This is a genomic window from Bosea sp. AS-1, from assembly GCF_002220095.1.
Classification (GTDB): Bacteria; Pseudomonadota; Alphaproteobacteria; order Rhizobiales; family Beijerinckiaceae; genus Allobosea.
The window spans coordinates 4,844,201-4,861,045 of sequence record NZ_CP022372.1 but is presented as its reverse complement, the minus strand read 5'-3'; the positions used below and the strand labels follow the sequence as shown (position 1 = coordinate 4,861,045).

Annotated in this window: 15 protein-coding genes; 6 read left to right on the top strand and 9 right to left on the bottom strand. The window is 66.4% G+C overall.

Going from position 1 to position 16,845, the window contains the following annotated elements:
- Position 1: 1 nt before the first annotated feature.
- The 3 genes from CE453_RS24800 to CE453_RS24790 form a co-directional block, all read right to left on the bottom strand.
- Positions 2 to 1,435, bottom strand: a complete 1,434-nt coding sequence (locus CE453_RS24800; protein ID WP_089177011.1) for a patatin-like phospholipase family protein — start codon at positions 1,433 to 1,435, stop codon at positions 2 to 4.
- Positions 1,436 to 1,602: 167 nt separating this feature from the next.
- Positions 1,603 to 2,814 carry a mandelate racemase/muconate lactonizing enzyme family protein gene (locus tag CE453_RS24795; protein WP_248307874.1) on the bottom strand — a complete coding sequence of 404 codons (1,212 nt, stop codon included), beginning with the start codon at positions 2,812 to 2,814 and terminating at the stop codon, positions 1,603 to 1,605.
- Positions 2,811 to 3,569 (bottom strand): GntR family transcriptional regulator, encoded by a 759-nt coding sequence (locus tag CE453_RS24790; RefSeq protein ID WP_089177010.1) that lies wholly within the window; start codon positions 3,567 to 3,569, stop codon positions 2,811 to 2,813. The genes CE453_RS24795 and CE453_RS24790 overlap by 4 nt, the downstream gene beginning before the upstream one ends.
- A 79-nt stretch (positions 3,570 to 3,648) precedes the next feature.
- Between CE453_RS24790 and CE453_RS24785 the strand changes: the two genes are divergently transcribed.
- The 6 genes from CE453_RS24785 to CE453_RS24760 all read left to right on the top strand — a co-directional run bounded on the left by CE453_RS24785 (position 3,649) and on the right by CE453_RS24760 (position 10,851).
- Positions 3,649 to 4,680 (top strand): succinylglutamate desuccinylase/aspartoacylase family protein, encoded by a 1,032-nt coding sequence (locus CE453_RS24785; RefSeq protein ID WP_089177009.1) that lies wholly within the window; start codon positions 3,649 to 3,651, stop codon positions 4,678 to 4,680.
- A gap of 57 nt (positions 4,681 to 4,737) precedes the next feature.
- Positions 4,738 to 6,276: an ABC transporter substrate-binding protein gene (locus CE453_RS24780; RefSeq protein ID WP_089177008.1), complete on the top strand. Its 1,539-nt coding sequence runs from the start codon at positions 4,738 to 4,740 to the stop codon at positions 6,274 to 6,276.
- Positions 6,277 to 6,363: 87 nt separating this feature from the next.
- A complete protein-coding gene (locus CE453_RS24775) occupies positions 6,364 to 7,308 on the top strand; it encodes an ABC transporter permease (protein WP_089178134.1) in 945 nt (314 codons plus the stop codon).
- Positions 7,305 to 8,156, top strand: a complete 852-nt coding sequence (locus CE453_RS24770; protein ID WP_089177007.1) for an ABC transporter permease — start codon at positions 7,305 to 7,307, stop codon at positions 8,154 to 8,156. The genes CE453_RS24775 and CE453_RS24770 overlap by 4 nt, the downstream gene beginning before the upstream one ends.
- A 17-nt stretch (positions 8,157 to 8,173) precedes the next feature.
- Positions 8,174 to 9,661, top strand: a complete 1,488-nt coding sequence (locus CE453_RS24765) for a M81 family metallopeptidase (protein ID WP_089177006.1) — start codon at positions 8,174 to 8,176, stop codon at positions 9,659 to 9,661.
- Positions 9,662 to 9,672: 11 nt separating this feature from the next.
- The gene (locus CE453_RS24760; protein ID WP_248307873.1) at positions 9,673 to 10,851 is read left to right on the top strand and encodes a mandelate racemase/muconate lactonizing enzyme family protein; all 1,179 of its coding nucleotides are present in this window, start codon (positions 9,673 to 9,675) and stop codon (positions 10,849 to 10,851) included.
- A 76-nt stretch (positions 10,852 to 10,927) separates the two neighbouring features.
- On the opposite strand, the gene CE453_RS24755 is transcribed toward CE453_RS24760, so the two are convergent.
- From CE453_RS24755 to CE453_RS24730, 6 genes are all read right to left on the bottom strand, one after another.
- A complete protein-coding gene (locus CE453_RS24755) occupies positions 10,928 to 11,713 on the bottom strand; it encodes an SDR family oxidoreductase (RefSeq protein ID WP_089177004.1) in 786 nt (261 codons plus the stop codon).
- The gene (locus tag CE453_RS24750) at positions 11,713 to 12,642 is read right to left on the bottom strand and encodes a dihydrodipicolinate synthase family protein (protein WP_089177003.1); all 930 of its coding nucleotides are present in this window, start codon (positions 12,640 to 12,642) and stop codon (positions 11,713 to 11,715) included. The genes CE453_RS24755 and CE453_RS24750 overlap by 1 nt, the downstream gene beginning before the upstream one ends.
- A 224-nt stretch (positions 12,643 to 12,866) precedes the next feature.
- A complete protein-coding gene (locus CE453_RS24745; RefSeq protein WP_089177002.1) occupies positions 12,867 to 13,550 on the bottom strand; it encodes an aspartate/glutamate racemase family protein in 684 nt (227 codons plus the stop codon).
- Complete coding sequence (locus tag CE453_RS24740; protein ID WP_089177001.1) at positions 13,547 to 14,206, bottom strand: flavin reductase family protein; 660 nt, start codon at positions 14,204 to 14,206, stop codon at positions 13,547 to 13,549. Before CE453_RS24740 ends, CE453_RS24745 begins: the two co-directional genes overlap by 4 nt.
- Before the next feature lie 4 nt (positions 14,207 to 14,210).
- Positions 14,211 to 15,455: a Zn-dependent hydrolase gene (locus CE453_RS24735; protein ID WP_089177000.1), complete on the bottom strand. Its 1,245-nt coding sequence runs from the start codon at positions 15,453 to 15,455 to the stop codon at positions 14,211 to 14,213.
- 5 nt (positions 15,456 to 15,460) lie between these two features.
- Positions 15,461 to 16,810 carry a dihydroorotase gene (locus CE453_RS24730; RefSeq protein ID WP_089176999.1) on the bottom strand — a complete coding sequence of 450 codons (1,350 nt, stop codon included), beginning with the start codon at positions 16,808 to 16,810 and terminating at the stop codon, positions 15,461 to 15,463.
- Between the last annotated feature and the right edge of the window lie 35 nt (positions 16,811 to 16,845).

Genomic DNA, 16,845 nt, shown 5'->3' with positions numbered 1-16,845 from the left:
CTTAGGGGCGGAGCTGCGGGCCGGATGTGGATGCGGACGCCCAGCGCCGGGGCACGGCTACGATCCTGCGGTACAGAGGATTCGCGATGAGCAGGTGGCGTCCCAGCCCGGCGAGGAAATCGACTTCGTCGGGCTTCAAGGAAAGCCTGTTGTGTAGCTTCAGGATGCGGCTGGCCGTTTCCGGATCATGGATGTCGGCCAGCGACAGCTTGATGAGATCGACCGCGAGCCACCCGCAATCCAGCTTCGGCCTTGTGGCGCAACGCCAGCGGATCAGGCGCTGACGCCAGTGTCCGATATTCCGTTCCAGCAGATCGAGGCTGGTCCGGCTGGCAGTGTCGATCATCGCATCGATCGACGCGGAGATGATGCCGGGGGCCTCCGGCCCCTCGATCGCGATCGACATGTCGCCGCCGGTCCGGAGGGAGGCGTCAGCCACGATCACGATGATGCGTCGGACCCTGAGCGCATTGGCGGGAGACAACGGGGCGGGAGCTGGCTCGCTCATCGACCGCGCGAGATTCCGGACGGCCAGATTGTCGACCAGGCCGCCGTCGAGCAGCTTGAGATAGCGCAGATCCGGCGCCGTTGCGTAGCGCGTTTGCGTCTCTCGTCGCTGAGCAGCGAGAGTCGACCTTTCCGCGGGCGTGTCGACGACGGCCGTCGCCGTGGGGCAGGCGGGGCGGAAGTTCGTCAGGACGATGGGCGCAAAGATGACGGGTACGGCGGCCGAGGCCGCGACGGCCTGCGACAACGGGAAGCTGCGGTAGTCGCTGCAGATCGCGCGAAAGCTGCTGCGTTCGAAGGAGAAGGGCGCGCGGTTGTAGAGCTCGGTTGCGTGGAGGAGCAATCGTGGTCCTTTTGCCCGCTCGAGCGCGCCGAGTGTCGCGCCATGATAGAGATGCTCGTCGAGCCAGGACGCGAGGCCGGTGAGGTCGTTGACGCCGCCGCGGTAGCCGCGCAGCAGATTGACCGGCGTGATTGCTGTGCGCAGCGAGGCTTCGGCATCCCGGTCGAGATAGTCCCGCTTGAAGCCCGGAAGGGCCGCCGGCCCATGAAGCGCCAGATAGGCCGCGAGAATGCCGCCGCCGGAAACCCCTGCCGCGACGGTGATATCGTCGGCGAGCGTCCGTCCGGCTCCTTCGGGCGCGCGCTGCTCAGCCAGCGCCGAAAGGACGCCGTAACCGAAGGCTGCGGAGCGCGCCCCGCCTCCCGAGAGCGCCACGAAGATTGCGGTGCTGCCTGGTCGCAGGAGCGATCCGGCGGCCTCGACCACATCGGCGGCATCCGTCAGGGGTAGGTTGGACGGCAGATTTGCGGGGTTCGTGCAGGCCGCCAACGCGACGGCCAGCAGAAGTGCCAGCACCTGGAGTAGGCCTTGGCTGGTCTTCTTGCCGGTGCCGGAAACCGGCCTGCCAGGCGGATTGAGACCCATGCGGGCGCGATCTCCACCGCGCCGTCCCTTGCTTGGGCGGCATGCGGGCGGTGGCAGGTCTCGCCCGCATCGATTGTCTCAGCATTGCGCGCTTGCCGCAGGCGGAGCCGGGCGGCTTTCGCGCTACTGCTCCTGTTGGATGCCGGCCGAACGCCTTCCAATCGCCCTTACGCGAAGAGGGCGCTCGCGTCGGGGGTGTATCGGGCGAGCTTGTCGCGGTCGATCGCGACGCCGAGCCCGGGCCGGTTGGGGATCGTTAGCCAGCCTTCTGCGTCGAGCGCGAAGGGCTTCGACAGGATGCCGTCGACATAGGGGCTGCCGCCGATGAACTCGACGAGGTCGGCGTCCGGGAAGGCCGAGGCCATCTGCAGGTCGGCCGCGAGGCCAAGAGCCGTGTTCCAGCCATGGCCGACATATTTGATGCCAAGATCATAGGCCATCCAGGCGATGCGGCGCTGCTCGGAGATGCCGCCGACTTTGGTGACGTCAGGCTGCACGATGTCGATCGCGCCGGTGGTCAGCCAGGGAATGAAATTCTGGCGCCGGGTCAGCACCTCGCAACCGGCAATCGGCACCGGGGAGGAACGGCGCAACTCGCGATAATCGTCGATCGCATCCGGCCTGACCGGCTCCTCGAACCAGCCGACCTCGTAGTCCGCCAGCATCTCGGCGGTGCGCTTGGCCCATTTCAGCCCGTGCGGCCAGAGCGCGTCGCTCGCGCCGGCGTCCACGAAGAGCTTCGCACGTTCGCCGGCGGCCTCGCGTGCAGCACGCACGATCGCCTCGTCGAGCTTGACGTCGAGGGCGCGTCCGAATGGACCCCAGCCGATCTTGAAAGCGCTGAAACCTTTTTCGCGATAGCTCGCAACCACGTCGCGCATGGCATCCGGCTCTTCCATCAGGAGCGAGCAATAGGGTTGCACGCGCTCGCGATAGCGGCCGCCGAGCAGACGTCCGACGCTGAGGCCCGTCGCCTGGCCGAGAATATCCCAAAGCGCGATGTCGATGCCGCTGATCGTATGAGTCAGCGTGCCGCCGCGGCCCATCCAGAAGGTGTTCTGGTGCAGTTTCTCACTGACGAAATCGGGCGAGAGCGCATCTGCCCCGGCGAACAGCGGTTCCAGCACCTTCAAGCCCGCCTGGACGAGGCGGCCATCGGTGAAGACGCTGCCATAGCCCGTCAGCCCCTGGTCCGTATGCACGGCGATCAGCGCATGGATCGAATCCTCCGGCCGGATCTCGGCCGACCATCCGCCCTTGGGGCTTTCGCCGAAGAGAGGAGCGGCCTCGATGCGGGTGATCCGGAAGGGCGGGAGCCCCGCCGGCCGTGCGGCTGCGCGCGTCTGGAGGGTCTGGTCGTTCACAGCCTGATCGTTCACTTGGCGTCCCTTTCCTTGCGGCGCTGTGCGACGATGGCTTCATAATCCATCGCGTGGTTCATGACGGTGATGTGCTCGTCGAGCGTGCGCGTGATCACCGCGATGTCGCCGGCCTCGAAGGCTGCGAGCAGGTCGACATGTTCCTCGACCACGCCGGCCATCGGCTTGCCGAAGGTGGCGAGGCCGAAGATGATCGTGCATTGCGGCGCCAGCGTCTCCCACAGGTCGAAGGTGACGCTGTTGCCGCCGAGGCGGCAGAGCGCGCGGTGGAAACGCGTATCGGCGACCGCGACGCCATAGGCGCTGCCGCGTGCGGCCATCAGCTCCATCTCGGCAACGGCGGCGCGCAACTCGTCGAGATGGTGCCCGCGGTTGTGGCCGGCGGCGACAGCGCGCGCTGTCGCGCTGGCTTCCAGCGCGATCCGGGCCTCGATCAGATCGGAGACGCGCTCATTCGTCACCGGGCGCAAGCGGATGCCCTTATAGGGCTCGCTGATCACCACGCCCTGGCTTTCCAGAAGGCGCAGCGCCTCGCGCACCGGCACGCGGCTGACGCCGAGCTTGCGGGCGAGATCGACCTCGACGATCCGGTCGCCGGGCAGGATCAGCCCGGCTGCAGCGCCGGCGATGATCGCCTCGATCGCGTGATCGACCAGAGTTTGCGGTTGGAGCGGCTGCCAATCCGGAGTCGGGTTCGACGCGCGACTCTGCACCGCTGCCCCGGCCCTCCTGATGCGCTCGTCCGTCTCCGTCATTCCTGTTCTCTGCTGTTCGCTTGACACTCGTATAATCGTATACAATCATACGAAAACAAGAGCAAGGAGGGGGTTCAACATGACGTCCGAGAGCCGGGTCCGCTGCGAAATCGATTTTGAGGCGCCGGGGCGGCAGGCCGGGTATCTGCGCGCGCCGCTCTCCCGCAACACCTCCGGCTGGGGCGTGATCGAGATCCCCATCGTCAGCGTGAAGAACGGCTCCGGCCCGACCATCCTGTTCACCGGCGGCGTCCATGGTGATGAATACGAGGGCCAGATCGCCGTCTCGCGCCTCGCCCGCAGCCTCGATCCCGCAAAGCTCCAGGGCCGCGTCATCATGATCCCGGCGCTCAACATGCCGGCCGTACTGAACGACACGCGGCTCTCGCCGGTCGACAACCGCGACATGAACCGCTGCTTCCCTGGCAATCCTCGCGGCACCTTCTCCGAGATGCTCGCGCACTTCGTCGATACGGTGGTGCTGCCGCTGGTCGATGTCTCCGTCGATCTTCACACGGCCGGTCATTCCGGCGACTCGGCGCTCTCGACCAACATGCATTATGTCGCCGATCCCAAGCTGCGTGAGCGCACCATGGCGGCGGCGGCGGCGTTCGGCGCGCCCTATAATGTCGTGTTCTGGGGCGTCGACGAGGGGGCGACCCTGACCTCCTCGGTCGAGCGGCGCGGCATACTCTCGCTCGGCACCGAGCTCGGCGGCTGGGGGCGGGTCAATGTCGAGGGCGTGCGCATCGCCGACAGGGCGCTGACCAACATCCTCAAGCATTTCGGCCTGACGGAAGGGCAGCCCGATACGCGCCAGCGCGATGGTTCGCCCGGCACGCGCCACATGATGGTGCGCGATGCCGCTGGCTATTCCTTCGCGCCGGCCGGCGGTCTATTCGAGCCGCGCAACGTCGTGGGCGATCTCTGCCGCGCCGGCGATCTCGCGGGCTACCTGCACTTCGTCGAGGACATCGATCGGGAGCCGCTTGAGGTGCGCTATCGCCGCGACGGCGTGCTCTGGATGTCGGCCGGGCCCGGCCGCGTGCAGCGCGGCGATGCGGTCGCCGTGCTCATGGAGGATTACGACGCGCAGCGCGCGGCCGCCTGACCGCAGTCATGCTTGAATCACCACGTGCCTGACCATCAATCCTGAGGGGAGAAAAATATGGCAAAGCACAACATCCTCGGCGCCGCATTGGCGGTCGCCCTCATGTTGGGAGGAGCGCCCGACGCGCTGGCGCAGCGCAAGGGCGGCGACATCGTCATCGGCATCAGCCAGGCGCCGCCTTCACTCGACGCGCAGATCACTTCGGCACAGGCGGCGCGCAATATCACCCTGCACATCTTCGAGACGCTCTACGCCCGCGACGAGAACGCCAAACCGGTGCCCGAGCTGGCCGAGGGCGTAACGATCTCGCCGGACGGCAAGACCTATGTCTTCCCGATCCGCAAGGACGTGACCTTCCACAACGGCAAGAAGCTCGATGCCGGCGACGTCGTCGCCTCGCTCGAACGCTATCGCAAGATCGGCGCCTCGCCCGCGCTCGTCGCCGCCATCGACACGATCAAGGCGACCGGCGACCACGAGGTCACGGTCACGCTGAAACAGCCGCAATCGACTTTCCTCGACAACCTCTCGTCACCGCGCGCGCCGATTGCGATCTATCCCGCGAGCGAGGCTGCCAAGGAAGCCGGCAAGATCGAGATCATCGGCACCGGCCCTTACAAGTTCGTTGAGTACAAGCCGGACAGCCACGTCAAGCTGACACGCTATGACGGCTATTCGCCGAACCCTAAAGGGACAGGCCGCGACGGCTTCGCCGGCAAGAAGGAAGCCTTCATCGATACCGTGACCTTCCGCTTCATGCCGGAAGCCGGCGCCCGCAACGCTGCGCTCGAAGCCGGGCAGATCCAGTTCAACGAGACTGTCGACGGACCGACGGCGAAACGCCTCGCCAGCGACTCCCGCTTCACCATCCACAAGGTGATGCCGTTCGGCCTGCAGGTGATCAAGTTCAACCAGGCTCAGGCCCCGGCCAACGACGTGAACTTCCGGCTCGCCGTCCAGGCCGCGCTGGACATGGAGGAGATCATGGCGATCTCCTATGCCGATATCTACCAGATGGATCCGAGCTGGCTCTATCCCGGCTCCGCCTTCTACTCGACGGTTGGCAGCGACAAATACAACAAGGCCGACCTCAAGCTCGCCAAGGAACTTCTTGCGAAGTCCTCCTACAAGGGCGGCAAGGTCACCTTCATCGTCGACAATCTGAGGCCCAATGTCGACACCGCGACGGTGGTGCAGGAGCGCCTCAAGCAGATCGGCATCGACGTCGATATCGCGGTCTCCGATTGGCCGACGGTCTCGAAGATCGGCTTCACGCCGACAGGTTGGACGTTCTGGACGCACGGCTTCGGCATCGAGCCCTATGAAGGGCCCGGATCGGTGATGGCGCCCTGGGTGAATGGCCTCTCGCAGCAGGCGAAGGATCCCGAGATCGACCGCATTGCAGCCGCCTTCAACGCCGAGATGGACGAGGGCAAGCGCAAGGCGCTCTACGACGCCTTCCAGAAGCACATGTACGATGCCGCTGTCGCGATGAAGGCGGGCAATTACGGGATCTTCCAGGCCTCGACGGCGAAGCTCAAGAACTTCAAGCCTTATCGCATCCCACGCATGTGGGGCGTCTGGCTGGAGCCTTGAGCACGCCTCGCTGAACCGCGCCCGCGGATGTTTCCGCGGGGGAGCGGCGGCACCGGCCGCCATCATTATCTGCTGATGAGGAGCGGGATGGGAGGTTTCCTGATCCGCCGGCTCGCGGGCGCCTTGATCGTGCTCGCGCTGGTTTCGCTGATGTCCTTCGCCCTGATCTGGCTCGTGCCTGGCGATCCGGCGGCAGCCTTTCTCGATGCCTCGGCGACGCCGGAGCAGGTCGCCACGCTGCGCAGTGCGCTCGGGCTCGATCTCTCGCTGCCGCAGCAGATGCTGGGCTGGTACGGGCGCATCCTCAGCGGTGATCTCGGTCAGTCGATCCTGCTGAACCGCTCGGTCAGCGCGGCTCTGGTCGAGCGCCTGCCTGTCACGCTCTCGCTGGCGGCGCTGGCGCTCGCCTTTGCCGTGCTTTTCGGCGTCGCGGCGGGAATCGTGGCCGCGGTCAACCACAACCGCTGGCCCGACCAGGCGGTGATGACGGCGGCCCTGCTCGGGCTCTCGGTTCCGGACTTCTGGCTCGGCCTCGTCATGGTCCTCGTCTTCGCGGTTTCGCTCGGCTGGCTGCCGAGCGGAGGCTACACACCCTTCCTGGAATCGCCGGCTGGCTGGCTGCGCTGCATGGTCCTGCCGGCGTTGACGCTGGGGCTTGTCCAGGTTGGCTTCATCGCCCGCATGGCCCGTGCCTCGATGCTGGATGCGCTCGGGCAGGATTATGTCCGTACGGCCGATGCCAAGGGGTTGGCGAAGCTGCGTGTCGTGCTGCGGCACGCACTGCCGAACGCGATGATCCCTATCCTCACCGTCATCGGCATCGTTTCCGGTGCCCTGCTCGGTGGCGCCGTCATCGTCGAACAGGTCTTCTCGATCCCCGGCGTGGGGCGCCTCATCGTCGGCGCCATAGCCTCGCGCGATTTTCCAGTGTTGCAGGGTGGCTTGCTCTTCCTCGCCGTCGTCTATCTCGCGATCAATCTCGTGGTCGACATCCTCTATGCCGTCGTCGATCCGCGCGTGAGGCTGGCATGACGGCTGCGACGCCACTCGTCGGCCGCGCCGTCTGGCGCCGCCTGTTACGCAACCGCTCCTTCGTGATCGGGGCCGTGCTGGTGCTCGCCATGGTGGCGGTCGCGCTCTTCGCCGATTGGCTGACGCCTTTCGATCCGCTGCGCAGCAATGTCCGCGCTCGCCTCGTCCCGCCGGATGCCGTTCACTGGTTCGGCACGGACCATTTCGGCCGCGACATCCTTTCGCGCGTGATGATCGGCGCGCGGATCTCGCTTGCCATTGGGGCCTTCACCGTGGTCCTCGCCGGCATTGCGGGCACGTTGAGCGGTGCGATCGCTGGCTTTTTCTATCATCTCGACCAGCCGATCATGCGGATCATGGACGCGCTGATGGCGTTCCCTTCGATCGTGCTTGCCATGGTCGTCTCGGCGGTGCTCGGCGCCTCGCTGACCAATGTCGTGATCGCGCTCGCCATCGCCACGACGCCGCATACGGCCCGTATCGTGCGCGCCTCGGTGTTGCTGGAAAAGGAACAGGAATACGTCTCCGCCGCGCGTTCGATCGGCGTCGGCGAGATGACCATCCTGTTCAAGCATGTGCTGCGCAACGCCGCTGGCCCGCTGATCGTGCGCCTGACCTATGTCTTCGCCATCGCGGTTCTGGCGGAGGCTGCGCTCTCCTTCGTCGGAGCCGGCCCGCCGCCGCCTGCCGCCTCCTTTGGCTCGATCATCGCGCAAGGGCGCGACTTCATGCGCGAAGCCCCATGGATCACGGTGTTCCCGGGCCTCGCGATCATCACCTGCGTGCTCGGCCTCAACCTTCTCGGCGACGGCCTGCGCGACGTGCTCGACCCCCGCCTGAAATTCTGACCCGCCGGAGCCGCCCGATGAAGCGCATCCTGATCGCCGACTGCAAGCAGGAGATCTCCTCCTTCAATCCGCTGCCGTCGCATTACGAGAACTTCCTGATTCATCATGGCGAGGGCCTCTACGGGCAACGCGGCAAGAACCAGGAGCTCGGCGGCGCGCTCGCGGTTTTCGAGGCGAGGCCCGATATCGAGATCGTGCCGACGATCTGCGCGCGTTCCGGCAGCGCCGGCCAGCTTTCGGCCGAGGGCTGGAAGAAGCTCTCCGAGGAAATCCTCGCCGCGATCTTCGCGAAGCTCGATCGCATCGACGGCATTTACGTCTCGCTGCACGGCGCGATGGGCGCCGATGGCGAGCTTGATCCGGAAGGCTACCTGCTGGAGAAGCTGCGCGAGCGCGTCGGCCCGGACATGCCGATCGTCATCTCGCTCGACCTGCACGGCATCCTGACCGACCGGATGCTGCGCAATGTCGACGGCTTCGCGATCTACTGGACCTATCCGCATGTGGATTTCGCCGATACCGGACGCCGCGCCGCCGAACTCCTGCTGAAGCTGATGGCCGGCGGCATCAGGCCCGTCGCCGCCCGCGTCGTCATTCCCGCTCTGGTCCGCGGCGACGAGCTCATCACCAAGACCGGCTGCTATGGCGAGCTTCTGGCCGAATGCCGCCGGCTGGAGGAGGAGGGGCGGGCGCTCGCGGCCGGCATCATGATCGGAAACCCTTTTACCGACGTGCCGGAACTGTGCTCGCAGGTGCTGATCCTCACCGATGGCGACAGGGAGACGGCCGAACGCGAGGCGATCCGGCTCGCCGAGGAGTTCTGGCCTTTACGCTTCCGCATGCAGGGCAAGCTCGTGCCGCTCGATCGCGCCATCGCTCAGGCGCGCAGCATCGACGGTCCGGTGATCTTCACCGACGCCGCTGATGCCACTTCGTCCGGTGCTTCCGGCGACAGCAATGCGATACTCGCTGCTCTGCGCGCGGCCGGCTACGGCAAGCGGGTGCTGGCTCAGATCGTCGATGCACCGGCCGCGGCTGCGGCGCACAAGGCGGGCGTCGGCGCAACGATCGAGGTCACACTCGGCGGCTCGATCGATCCTGCGCGCTTTCCGCCAATGAAGGTGAAAGCCAAGGTCAAGCTGCTCTCCGATGGCGAAGCCGCGCTCGAGACGATGAAGGCCCCGCTTAGCGCCGGGCCAACCGCGGTGCTCACCTGGGAGAATGTCACCGTTGTCGTGATGAGTCGCTCGGTCAGCCTGTTCGACCGGGCGATGTACTACGCCAACGGCATCGACCCGACCGATTTCGACCTGATCGTGGTGAAGTCGCCTCACACCGAATTCCACATGTTCGACCAGTGGTGCGCGCGGAACTTCAACATCGATGCGCCCGGCGCGACCTCCGCCAACCTGAAGAGCCTCGGCCACACCATCTGCGCCCGGCCGGTCTACCCGCTCGATGAGGGCGTCACCTTCGCGCCCCGCGCCGCTATCTACGAATTGTGAGGAACATGCCCGTGCCCAGGATCGAGGCCGTCGACTTCTTCTACCTTGCCATGCCCGTCGTCACCGACGAGGCCGATGGCAGCCAGGACGCGTTGCTGGTCAGGGTCGCTGCCGGCGGCCATGTCGGATGGGGCGAATGCGAGGCGGCACCGCTGCCCTCCATCGCCGCCTTCCTCTGTCCGATGTCGCATGGCGTCTGCCGGCCGGTCGCCGATTCCGTGCTCGGTCAGCAACTGGAGAGCCCGGAGGACATTGCCCGCATCGCCGCCGCCGTCGCCTATAACTCGATGGACCTGCTGCAGGCGCCGCATACCTTCTCCGGCGTCGAGATGGCCTTGTGGGATATCCTCGGCAAGATGCGCTCCGAGCCGGTCTGGCGCCTGCTCGGTTATGTGAAAAGTCATCCCAAGACGCCCTACGCCTCCGTCCTCTTCGGCGATACGGCGCAGGAAACCCTCGAACGCGCCCGCGACGCCCGCAGGCGCAGCTTTCGTGCCGCCAAGTTCGGCTGGGGGCCGATCGGGCAGGGCAGCGTCGAGGCCGATGCCGAGCATTTCGTCGCCGCCCGCGAGGGACTGGGGCAGGACGGCATCCTGTTGGTCGATACCGGCCAGATCTTCATCGAGGACGTCGAGCGCGCCGCCGCCCGCCTGCCCGCGATGGAGAAGGCGAATGTGCTCTGGTTCGAAGAGCCCTTCCACGCCAGCGCGCTGGAAGCCTATGGCGATCTCGCCAGGCGCAGCCTCAAGGTCCGGCTCGCCGGCGGGGAGGGGGCCCATAATGAATCCATGGCGCGGCAGCTCATCGATTACGGCGGCATCGGCTATGTCCAGATCGATTGCGGCCGGATCGGCGGCATCGGCCCGTCCAAGGCGGTGGCGGATTACGCGGTCGCGAAGGGCGTGACCTTCGTCAATCACACCTTCACCTCGCATCTCGCCTTGTCCGCCTCGCTCCAGCCCTATGCCGGCTTGGCCGATCACGAGATCTGCGAATATCCGGCCATGCCCAAGCCGCTCGCCACAGCGATCTCGGCCAATCATCTGGAGCGCAACGCGAACGGGCAGGTCGCAGCACCCGACGCGCCCGGCCTCGGCATCGAGGTCGCGACCGCGGCGCTGCGCGGCTATCTGCAGGAGGTCGAGATCTCCGTCGGCGGCAAACGGCTCTACAGCACCCCGCGGCTCTAGACGTCATCGTCCCAGGCCGAGGCGGGGAGACATCTGCTCCCACCTCGCCCGTCGTTGGCCACGCCCTTGATCCGGGTCAAATGCCTCGGATCAGGCCGCCGTCGATACGGATCTTCGCGCCCGTCACATAGCTCGCCCGCTCGCTGGCGAGGAAAGTCACGACATCGGCGAATTCCTGCGGCTTCCCGTAACGGCCAGTGGGGATCGTCGCCATCGAGGCCTGCGCGACGGCTTCGCGCGTACCGCCGCTGCGCGCTGCCGCTGCGTCGTCGAGTTGGTCGACGCGCTCGGTGTGGATGCGGCCCGGCAGAACGACGTTGACCGTTACGCCGCTGCCCGCGACTTCCGAGGCCAGCGTCTTCGACCAGCCGACGACGGCAGCCCGGATGCCATTGGAGAGGGCGAGGCGTGGAATCGGCTGCTCGATGCCCGAGGAGGCGATGGTGACGATGCGGCCAAAACCGCGTTCCGCCATGCCGGGCAGAAGGCGCTGTGCCAGATGGAAGAGATTGGCGGCCATTCCCTCGAAATGCTTGAGCCAGTCGTCACGCTTGGCGTCGCGCGCTTCACCCGGCGGCGGGCCGCCGGAGTTGCCGATCAGGATGTCGACGCCGCCTTCCGCGATCAGCCTCTCGGCGAGGGCGTCGACCGAAGCGAGATCGGTCAGGTCGACCCTGGCGGCGCTGGCGCGGCCGCGTTGCTCGGCCGGCAGGCTGGCGATCCAGCTCTCCGTCGCATCGCTGCTGCGCGCGGCGGCGATCACCGTCGCGCCCTCTGCCACGAGCGTCTGCGCGATCGCCGCGCCCAATCCTCGGCTTGCGCCGAGCACCAGGGCGCGCTTTCCGACAAGGCCCAGATCCATCAACCGATCTCCTTCAGGCGCCGCTCCTGCCGCGCGATGAGCCGTTCGATATCCGCGATGTCGATCTTCGACAACACACCGCCCGGCTTGCGCAGCGTCGCGGAGGCGATCGCACCACGCTTCGCCAGCGTGTATTTGCGGATGGCGAGTCCGGGGCCGGGCTGCTGCTCGTAGCGTGCCAGCGGCAGATAGGCATCGAAGAGATCATGCGCGCGCTCGACGTTTCCGGCGGCATGCGCCTTCCAGACATCGACCATCATTTCGGGATAGGCGAAGCCGGTCATGGCGCCGTCGGCACCGCGCGAGAGTTCCTCCGGCAGGAACATTCCGCCATTGCCGACGAGGATCGAGATGCGGCGGCTGCCCTGATCGCTGGCCGCGCGCAGGGCGGAGATCTTGGCGAGGCCCGGCCAATCCTCGTGCTTGAGCATGACGCAGCTCGGATGGGCCGCCACGATCTTCAGGATCACGGCAGGCGTGATCTGCACCTGCGTAACCAGCGGGAAATCCTGCAGCACGAACGGCGTCCTTGCACCCAGCGTCTCGGCGACCATGGCATAGTAGGAGACGATCTGATCGTCGGTGCGCAGGTTGGAAGGCGGCGCGACCATGACGCCGGCCGCGCCGTCGCCCATCACGCTCTCGCTGAGCTCGGCCATCGCGGCGAATCCCGCGGCCGAGACGCCCGCGACGACCGGTACGCGGCCATCCACCCGCTTCAGCACGCGGCGCACGAAGATGCGGGATTCGTCCGCCGTCAGCTTTGGCGCCTCACCCATCATGCCGAGCACGGTGAGGCCGGTGGCACCCTTCTCCAGATAGAAATCGACCATGCGGTCGGTGCTTTCGAGATCGAGCGCACCGGTCTCGGTGAAGGGCGTCACCGCGATGACGTAGACACCCTTCGCGGTTTCGTCGAGCAGAGCCATGATGGTCCTCAGTTGGGGATGGGAACGGGCGGGAGCTTGTCCCCGCGGGTGAAGGTCTTGTCGGATCGAGCGGCTGTTGGAGCCGGTCTCTGTTCGCGTTCGCACGTCATTGTGCACTGCAGCGCATCAGCGACACATGGCTGTGGGCCGATGTGCGGAGATCGTTGCGTTATGATCTTATTGCAAATGCTATTCAGTCTGATACGCGATAAGCCTCATCGGTTTCAGCTTCCGCGGAGGGGGCGCCCGCCCCAACCCAGCCGGACGCGGCCCAGAGCCATCGTCACCGCGGCTTGCGTCGGCTCGACGATCGGGATGCCGAGTTCGCGCTCGAGCGGTTCGCGGAAGCGGGCCATACCGGCGCAGCCCATGACCAGCACGTCGGCATGATGCGTATCACGCAAGGTCCGTCCGACCGCGATCATGCGGCCGAGAGTGAGGTCGTCGTCGGCCATTTCTGCGATGGTGAGATTCACGGGCAGGTCGCCGGCAAAGCGGTCCCTCATGCCCATGGCGCCGAGATAACGCAGGTGACGCGGGATCGAATTCTGCAGCATCGCGACGATGCCGAAACGCTGGCCGAGGGTGAGCGCCGTTAGCACGCCGCACTCGGCGATGCCGAGGACAGGCTTTTCGCTCTGCTCGCGCAGCGCGTGCATGCCCGGATCGGAGAAGCAGGCGATGACGAAGGCGGCGGCCTCGTTCTCAAGGCCGGCTGCCCGCTTTAGCAGGGCGGGGATCAGCCCGTCGGCGTCGCGCTGCGACTGGATACCGGGCGGCCCTTCGGTCAGCGTCAGGCATGTGATGGCAGGCGCCCCGGCCATGCGCAGCGGCGCGACGGCAACGTCGATCTCTTTCGTCACCCGTTCGGTCGAATTCGGATTGATGACGTAGATCGTGCCGCTCACGACTCTTCTCCTTCGGGAATATTCTGCGTCCGCTCGTTCCAGCCTGCGAGTGTCTGGCGCGGAACCTGGAAACGGTCGCGCAGGCCGACATACCAGTCGGCTCCGTGCAGCCGGCCGACAAGGTCGAGCTTGTCGACATCGACATGCAGGCGCCCGTCGACAATGCCGTCGCGGATGTGGAGATGGACGATCTCGCCGATGACGAGGTTGCGATGTCGTGTGCCGAGGGAGAGCGAGACCGTCTCGCGGCATTCGAGCTGGACAGGGGAGGCGGCGAGCCTGGGCGCGGTGATCGCTGCGCTCGGCGCGGTATCGAGGCCTGCCGCCGCGATTTCGTCGACCTCGCCTGGGAAGTCGATGGCGCAGATCTGCATCGCCTCGACCATGGCCCGGTCGACCAGGTTGACGACGAAGCTGCCAGTCTCGCGGATGTTGCGCATCGTGTCCTTCAGCGGTGCACCGCCGCTGCGGCCCTCGATGCCGAGCACGACCAGTGGCGGTGCATGGCTGAAGACATTGAAGAAGCTGAAGGGGGCGGCGTTGGCGCGCCCCTGCGCATCGACGGTCGTGACGAGCGCGATCGGACGCGGCAGCACCGTGTTGATCAGGAGCTTGTAGAGATCCCGTTCCGCCAGATCGTTCGCCGCCCAGTCCATCGGCTCAGCTCAGGCTCGTGTCGAGCAGGCGCACTGTCTCGGCCAGCACGCGCGCTCCGTCACCGGCCTGCTCGGGCGTGATCGATTCCTCAGGCGCATGGCTGCGTCCGTCGAGGCAGGGCACGAAGATCATGCCGACCGGGCCGATATGGGCAATCTGGACACCATCATGGCCGGCGCCGCTCGGCAGGTCGCGCGTAGCCAGCCCGAGCGAGGTGGCAGCGTGGGCGATGGCCGAGCGGATTGCCGGCGCACAGGCCGTCGGCGCCACGTGGCTGATCGGTTCGACTGAAATGGTGAGGTGCAGTTCCTCCAGAGCGGGACGCAGATCGCGGACCAAGGCGTCGCCGAAGGCCTCGACCGCCGTCTCGTTGCCGGACCGGACTTCGAGCGTCAGAACGGCCTCGCCCGGCACGGCATTGGCCGCATTGGGGCTGACCTCGATGCGCCCGAAGGTCGCAACCAGCGGCTGGTTGTCGCGTGCGGTCGCGAGCGCCCGCCTATAGGCGGTCTCGACCAGCTTCGCGGCGCCGACCAGCGCATCGGCCCTGAGCGGCATGGGTGTCGCGCCGGCGTGGTCGGCCCGGCCGGAGACGATGATGCGCTCGCGTCGGATGCCGACGATATCGGTGACGATACCGATCGGGATGCGCTCGTTTTCGAGAACGCGGCCTTGTTCGATATGCACTTCAACATAGGCGGCGACATTGCCCGCCGTCCGCTTGACCGAAGCCAGCTCCTCTGGTCGTCCGCCGACAAAGGCGATGCCTTCGCGCAGCGTCATGCCGTCCGGGCGGGTAAGAGCAAGATGCTGTTCGGTGAGCGCGCCAGAGAGACCGCGGCTGCCGATGCAGGAGAGGCCGAACTCGCTCGGCTCCTCTGCCAGGAAATCGACGACCTCCAGCGTATGGCGCAGGCGGTCACCGCGCTCGCTGAAGCTCTGCGCGACTTCGAGCGCGGCGAGCACGCCGAGGATGCCATCATAGCGCCCACCGGAAGGCACCGTGTCGGAATGCGAGCCGATCAGGATCGGCTTCAGGCTCGGATCGGCGCCGATGAGCCGGCCGATCAGGTTGCCGGCCGCGTCGATTTCCGTCTCCAGCCCGGCCTCACGGAATTCCGCCGCGAGCCACTCTCGCCCTTCGAGGAAGCGCGGGGTGAAGGAGCGTCGTGTCCACGGACGCTCCGGATCGGTGATGCCGGAAAGCGCTTCGATACGGCGCCAGAGCCTGTCCTGATCGATCGACATGGCGTTTACGCCGCCGGACGCAGGAAACGGCCGTCGCCGGCCTTGTTGCGGATTTCCTTGCCGTCCCAGGCGAGCTGGCCGCGGACATAGGTCGCCGCGACGCGGACGCGGAATTCGCGACCTTCCATCGAGCTCCACTTCACCGCCGACAGGCTCTTGCTCGGATCATGGATGAAGCGGCCGGGCTCCAGCACGGTGATGTCGGCATCGGCGCCGGCTTCGAGCCTGCCCTTGTCGGCGAGCAGGAAGGCCTTGGCCGGCCCCTCGCAGAGCTGCTTCACCACGATGGTCGGCGAGAGCCCGTGCTCCTCGCAGCCGGTCCAAAGCGCCGGCAACAGGGTCTCGATGCCAGGCCCGCCCGAGGTGTTCTTGAAGATCATCGGATCGCCCTTCTTCTCCAGCCCCCAGGAGACGTGGTCGGACGAGATGAAGTCGCAATGGCCGGCGGCGAGATGGCTCCAGAGCAGGTCGCTCTCGGCCTTCGGGCGGATCGGCGGGTAGTGCTTGATCTTGGCGCCGAAGCGCGGGCCGTGCTCCTCGGCATTGAGCATGAAATACTGCACGCAGCTCTCGACCGTCGCCTTGGTGCCCGCACGCTTGTACATGTTGCAGATCTCGAAGCCGCGCGAGGTCGAGACATGGACGGCATGCGCCCGGGCGCCCGTCTCGGCGCCGATCTCGTAGATGCGGGCGGTGGCGAGGTTCTCGATCAGCGGCGTATGGGCGCGCAGGAAGGCGTCGGGACCGGTATCGCCGGCCTCGACCAGTCGGGCGATATTGCGCCGGGTCATCTCCTGGTCCTGGTTATGGACGCCGCAGAGCAACCCGGTCGGCTCGATCAGCTTGAAGGCTTCGTAGAGCGTATCGTCGCCGATGCGGGGAAAACGTGTCGGGTTGGCCTCGAAGGTCGAGAACTTGAAGGCGCAGGCGCCGGCCTCGACCAGGCCGGGAATGGCATGCAGGCCGTTCTCGATCGTGATCGTGGCATAGAGCGCGACATCGACATGGGCGTCGCGCTCGACCACCGCGACCTTCTCGTTGAAGAGTTTTGCGCTGGTGACGGGCTCCGGCTCGTCATAGGGCATGTCGACCATCACGGTGACACCGCCGGCGGCCGCCGCCCGCGAGCACATGCCAATGCCCTCGTGATTGGCCTGGCTGCCGGAATGGACCTGCCCGTCGATGACGCCCGGCATGATCCACTGGCCGCGGAAATCCTGGGTCTCGCGGGCCGAGGGGGGCGTGCCGGAGCCAACCTTCCCGACCTTGCCGCCGCTCACGGCAACATAGCCGTCCTCGATGATCCGATCGGACAGCACGATATTGCCGCGGAGGACGAGATCGAAATCGCTCATGGTCGGGGTATCCGGTTGATCCTGCAGAGTGTGTC

Excerpts from the sequence above, each read along its gene's own strand:
- CE453_RS24800 (WP_089177011.1), bottom strand. The coding sequence starts at position 1,435 with ATGGGTCTCAATCCGCCTGGCAGGCCGGTTTCCGGCACCGGCAAGAAG.
- CE453_RS24790 (WP_089177010.1), bottom strand. The coding sequence starts at position 3,569 with ATGACGGAGACGGACGAGCGCATCAGGAGGGCCGGGGCAGCGGTGCAG.
- CE453_RS24785 (WP_089177009.1), top strand. The coding sequence starts at position 3,649 with ATGACGTCCGAGAGCCGGGTCCGCTGCGAAATCGATTTTGAGGCGCCG.
- CE453_RS24780 (WP_089177008.1), top strand. The coding sequence starts at position 4,738 with ATGGCAAAGCACAACATCCTCGGCGCCGCATTGGCGGTCGCCCTCATG.
- CE453_RS24775 (WP_089178134.1), top strand. The coding sequence starts at position 6,364 with ATGGGAGGTTTCCTGATCCGCCGGCTCGCGGGCGCCTTGATCGTGCTC.
- CE453_RS24770 (WP_089177007.1), top strand. The coding sequence starts at position 7,305 with ATGACGGCTGCGACGCCACTCGTCGGCCGCGCCGTCTGGCGCCGCCTG.
- CE453_RS24765 (WP_089177006.1), top strand. The coding sequence starts at position 8,174 with ATGAAGCGCATCCTGATCGCCGACTGCAAGCAGGAGATCTCCTCCTTC.
- CE453_RS24755 (WP_089177004.1), bottom strand. The coding sequence starts at position 11,713 with ATGGATCTGGGCCTTGTCGGAAAGCGCGCCCTGGTGCTCGGCGCAAGC.
- CE453_RS24750 (WP_089177003.1), bottom strand. The coding sequence starts at position 12,642 with ATGGCTCTGCTCGACGAAACCGCGAAGGGTGTCTACGTCATCGCGGTG.
- CE453_RS24740 (WP_089177001.1), bottom strand. The coding sequence starts at position 14,206 with ATGGACTGGGCGGCGAACGATCTGGCGGAACGGGATCTCTACAAGCTC.
- CE453_RS24735 (WP_089177000.1), bottom strand. The coding sequence starts at position 15,455 with ATGTCGATCGATCAGGACAGGCTCTGGCGCCGTATCGAAGCGCTTTCC.
- CE453_RS24730 (WP_089176999.1), bottom strand. The coding sequence starts at position 16,810 with ATGAGCGATTTCGATCTCGTCCTCCGCGGCAATATCGTGCTGTCCGAT.